The organism is Mucilaginibacter sp., from assembly GCF_028288105.1.
Taxonomy (GTDB): domain Bacteria; phylum Bacteroidota; class Bacteroidia; order Sphingobacteriales; family Sphingobacteriaceae; genus Mucilaginibacter.
In genome coordinates, this window is record NZ_JAQBOI010000075.1 from 1 (window position 1) to 4,719 (window position 4,719).

Annotated in this window: 5 protein-coding genes and 1 pseudogene; 4 read left to right on the top strand and 2 right to left on the bottom strand. The window is 43.5% G+C overall.

What is annotated here, in order from left to right; all coding sequences use genetic code 11:
• From JWQ85_RS05225 to JWQ85_RS05240, 4 genes are all read left to right on the top strand, one after another.
• Positions 1-691, top strand: a 691-nt coding sequence (locus JWQ85_RS05225) for a sensor histidine kinase (protein ID WP_299465021.1), incomplete at its 5' end; no start/stop codon positions are given.
• Positions 692-695: 4 nt separating this feature from the next.
• Positions 696-1,394 (top strand): LytTR family DNA-binding domain-containing protein, encoded by a 699-nt coding sequence (locus JWQ85_RS05230; RefSeq protein WP_299465022.1) that lies wholly within the window; start codon positions 696-698, stop codon positions 1,392-1,394.
• 118 nt (positions 1,395-1,512) lie between these two features.
• A complete protein-coding gene (locus tag JWQ85_RS05235) occupies positions 1,513-2,250 on the top strand; it encodes a hypothetical protein (RefSeq protein WP_299465024.1) in 738 nt (245 codons plus the stop codon).
• A 36-nt stretch (positions 2,251-2,286) separates the two neighbouring features.
• Positions 2,287-2,829, top strand: coding sequence for a hypothetical protein (locus JWQ85_RS05240; protein WP_299465027.1), 543 nt, complete (start codon positions 2,287-2,289; stop codon positions 2,827-2,829).
• Position 2,830: 1 nt separating this feature from the next.
• On the opposite strand, the gene JWQ85_RS05245 is transcribed toward JWQ85_RS05240, so the two are convergent.
• Together JWQ85_RS05245 and JWQ85_RS05250 are read right to left on the bottom strand one after the other, a co-directional pair.
• Positions 2,831-4,435 (bottom strand): FAD-dependent monooxygenase, encoded by a 1,605-nt coding sequence (locus tag JWQ85_RS05245; protein ID WP_299465029.1) that lies wholly within the window; start codon positions 4,433-4,435, stop codon positions 2,831-2,833.
• Positions 4,436-4,441: 6 nt separating this feature from the next.
• Positions 4,442-4,719 (bottom strand): annotated as a pseudogene (locus tag JWQ85_RS05250) (SAM-dependent methyltransferase); the annotation flags it as partial.

A 4,719-nucleotide genomic window follows, 5' to 3' on the forward strand; every position in this document is an offset into this window, starting at 1 on the left:
GCATTTTGATACCATCAGCTTATTCCTGTTTTTAATGATAATGGCGCTTAGCACCGCTATAAAAACGGTACAGCAGTGGCAACTTACCGAGCAGCGTGCAATAAGCGCCGAGGCCGAAAAAGCAAACGCCGAGCTATCTTTCCTTAAAGCGCAGATCAACCCACATTTTTTGTTCAATACACTGAATAATATTTACACGCTGGCCATCACCAACAACGCTAACACGGCAGAGAGCATCATGAAGCTATCAAATATTATGCGATACGTTACTGATGATGTTACCGAAAATTTTGTAAGCCTGCAAAGCGAGGTAGATTGTATTGTAGATTACATAGATCTGCAACGTTTACGTTTAGGCAGCAAAACCAGGGTTAACTTTAATATTACGGGCACTATCGCGCAGCAAAAAATAGCGCCCTTATTCTTCATGACCTTTGTAGAGAACGTATTTAAATATGGTGTGAGCAAACAGCACGAAAGCGCTATAGATATTAACCTGATGGTAACTGCCGATACCATTACCTTTATGTGTACAAACCCAATATTCGACCGTAAAGAAAACATTGAACGTACCGGCATTGGTATTGTCAATACTAAAAAACGCCTGCAGCATTTATATCCCGGTAAGCATACATTAAATATTACCGATGACAACAATCAGTTTACCGTGGTGTTAACCTTACATACCTAATACTATGGCTTTAAAATGTGTTGCCATTGATGACGAACCCCTGGCATTGGAGCTGATCAGGAACTATGTTTCTCGCTTCCCGGTTTTGCAATTGCTGCAAACGTTTGAAGATGCCGTATCTGGTGCAGAATACCTGCGCAATAATCCAATCGACCTGCTATTTGTAGACATTAACATGCCCGATATTACCGGTATAGACCTGGTGCGGTCGTTAGTTTCAAAACCTATGGTGATATTCACTACCGCTTACAAAAACTTCGCTTTTGAAGGGTTTGAGCTGGAAGCAATAGATTATCTCTTAAAACCCATCGATGTAAAACGTTTTGGTAAGGCGATTGAAAAAGCCATAGACTATTATCGATACAAAACAGCTACCGCTGCCGAGAGCAAGGATGAAAGCCTGTATGTGCACTCCGAATACAGGATGGTTAAGATAAACATGAAGGATATTGAATACATTGAAAGTATGGAGGATTACATCAAGATCCATCTGCAATTTGATAAAACGATACTTACGCTAATGCCCCTTAAAAAAGTGCTGGAAAAACTTCCGGAAGATAAATTTCAGCGCATCCACCGCAGCTATATAATACCGGTGAACAAGATCATCTCTATCCAAAACCGTAAAGTTAAACTGCCCGGTATCGAATTGCCTATAAGCGATAGTTATGTTGATTTTGCCCGCAGATGGATGAAAATGTGATGAAAAAAATCGGATAGTCGATACATCCACCCTGTTTACCGACACACCATTCCCTGTGCCCCTTCTTCCGTCTACATTTACATTAATTATTATTTACCCCTACTAATTTTTGTACAATATGGAACGCAAAAACTTCCTTAGAACGTTTGTATTAGCGGCAGCAACAGGCCCCCTGCTGATAGATGCCTGTAAAAAAGACTCAGTAAGCACCAGTTCATCTACAGGCACAACCACATCATCAGACTCGAGCACTAACAGCAGCGCATGCCGCGTAACCCCTACCGAAGTAGAAGGTCCTTATCCGTACCCCGGAGGTGAAATTAATAATCCGCTAAACAGAATAGACATTACCGGCGGGCAAACCGGCGTACCGTTAACACTTAACTTATTAGTGGTAAACACCAACGACAATTGTAACGTGTTTGCTAATGCCCGGGTAGACATCTGGCATTGTAATAAGGATGGCTATTACTCGGGCTATTCGGGTCAGCAGGGGCAGTTAGGTAGTAAAAGCTATATTGGCGAAACCTGGCTGCGCGGCTATCAAACCACCGATACACAAGGCGCTTTAACTTTCAACACTGTTTACCCGGGTTGGTATGGTGGCAGGGCAACGCACATTCATTTCGAGGTTTTTGTAAATAATGTATTGAAAAAAACCGCTCAATTTGGTTTCCCTGAAACCATATCAGATGCAGTGCATAATAATTATGGTGTGGGGCCAAATACAACCCGAAATGCACAAGATGGTATTTTAGGAAACTCAGCTACCGATCTGGCTAACGAAACACCATCTTTAACCGGCAGCGTAGCAGCAGGTTATACCGGCACTTATACTTTTGGTATCGCATTATAAATATACAGACCTATTACCATTAAACCCCCTATCATTATGTCAAAGGCAATTATTAAACTTACTTACAAACAGGTTATAGACGCGTTATCAACCACCGATTTTGAAAAGAACGTACTGTTTGCTTCCTACCAGGAGTTCCTGCTAAAATCGCAGGCATACAACCCCGGCAACAGGTTAAAAACGTTCAGCGAAATGAAGAATAATGATGGGCGGTCAAATTCGCTGCATTATAAACTGAGCTTTGCTATTGGGTATTTCATAGAAACATTGAAGAATAAGATTCCTGTTTTAACAGATAACCTGGGTAACAGCATCACTTTTGAAGTGCCCAAATTTGAGCTGATAGAATCGGATATAACAACAATAGAAGAGCATAAGATAGCCCTTAATTACATTACCGGCGAACTTACACTGCTAAATACTATTGGCGAATATTTAGTTTTGACAGCGGGCAATGGCGAAGAAACATTCACCGTGAAAATGCAGGACGGTTTATCTATCAGCAGTTATCAGGAAATAAATAACGTTACGGCACTAAATAATCATGACGTTTTTAGTCAACTAAAAGTAGCTAAGTGAGTTACCTATTAAACCCCACAACATTGCGCAGGTAATTGTTCATCATTTCAATATCCACAATATCGTTGATGTAACCGATATGCATATCCGGGCGGATGATAAGGGCTTTGCGCATACCGGCTTTTACCTCGAAGGCATCAAAAACATGCCAGTTAGTGTTTGATGGCGGCAGGTGGAAAAAGTTAATGCTGCCCTGATAATCCTGCGTTATCCATTTGGCAAGGGTAAACAAAAATCCTTCCTTAATGTCACCCAGGGTGATAAGCGTAAAGCCGGGTTTGCTGCACCAGGTATGTATATCGGTTTTAACCTTTTTCTTCTCGTCAAATATCTCCAGGTATGGCAGGCGGTCGCCGGCTTTTATATAGGTGGCGTGAGCATGGCCTAATTGCAGGTTAATTTTGCTATCGCGATAATTGATACCTGTTTGCGATACACGTTTAAAGAAGAATCTGCGCAGCTTTTCGTTCTTCCAAACCAAATTTAACACATTAGGCATAACATATCGCTTCAACAACCCGCTTAACCAGCTACGTGAGGTTATCTGGTTAAATATGCGGTCGGTAGTGTTAAGCAAGTCCTTAGCCACCGGCATGCGCTCTATGGCATAACTTGTCAGGATAGTTTCTCTTATTTGTCCGTTTATCACCGCGGCCAGCTTCCAGCCCAGGTTATAGGCATCCTGCAGACCGGTGTTCATACCCTGCCCGCCAACCGGCGAGTGGATATGCGCGGCATCGCCAATTAAAAAGCAGCGGCCATCGCTAAACTTTTCAGCCATGCGGTGGTGCAGTTTATAAATAGTGAACCAGTTAACCTGCTCAATTTTTAAGGCTGATGCAGTTGTAGCCTCCAGATCGGGCAGTACATCTTCAATATTCAGATCTTCCTTGTTTTCCAGGCCATCGGGCAAACTGGCAACAATCCGGAACGAGCGCTCTTCGGGCATGGGGAAGAACCCCGCGAAGCCATTTTTTTCCATGAACAAAGTCAACACATCACTGCTCATGCTGCTGGCCAGCTTCACATCCGCCAGGAAAAATTTATGCTGATAGGTATCGCCCGTAAACGGGATACCTGATTGCTTACGTACTACGCTATGCGCGCCATCGGCACCAATAACATAATTACAGGTAAGGTTGTGGGTAGTATCGCCGTTTTGCAGGGTAACTTCAACGCTATCTTTATTTTGTTTGAGGCTAATGAGCGAGGTTTCCCAATATACGGGGCAGCAGGCCTGGGTTAAATAGTCGAGCAGCAAACGCTCGTTTTTGCTTTGCTGATACAGGAGGATAAAGGGGAACAGCGTTTCAGCATCGCCCATGTCCTTTAACGACAGAGCGGCCAGCTGTTCGCCGCCCATATTAAAAGATAAGCCCCCTGCCTGTTTACCTTCCTTAATAATTTTATCTATAACCCCCAGTTGCCGGTAAATCTCAAGCGAGCGGGCCTGTACCGCCAATGCCTTAGATTGATTGGTTGGCCCGGGTTTAACATCTATAATAATAGGTTGTACCCCATTCCGCAACAGTTGCGCGGCCATCATTAAACCGGATGGCCCGGCGCCAACTATCAGTACACTGGTATGTTGCGGCAGGGTTATCATTTCATTTTAGGCGTGGAATAGTAAGAATATAGCCGGGCGCTTACGCAGATCGGGCACTTGTTTTAACCACTCTGCTATGGTCATTGTTTTAATAAACTCTGTAGGCGCGGTAATATCGCAGGCAATGCACAGTCGGGTAGTTGGCTTGCAGCTTCTTAATATCTCCTGCAGCATACTATCGTTACGGAAAGGGGTTTCGATGAATAGCTGCGTTTGCTTGTTCTTCTCGGCCAGGCTTTCCAGTTCTTTGATACTTTTGCTGCGTTCCAGTTTATCAATAGGCA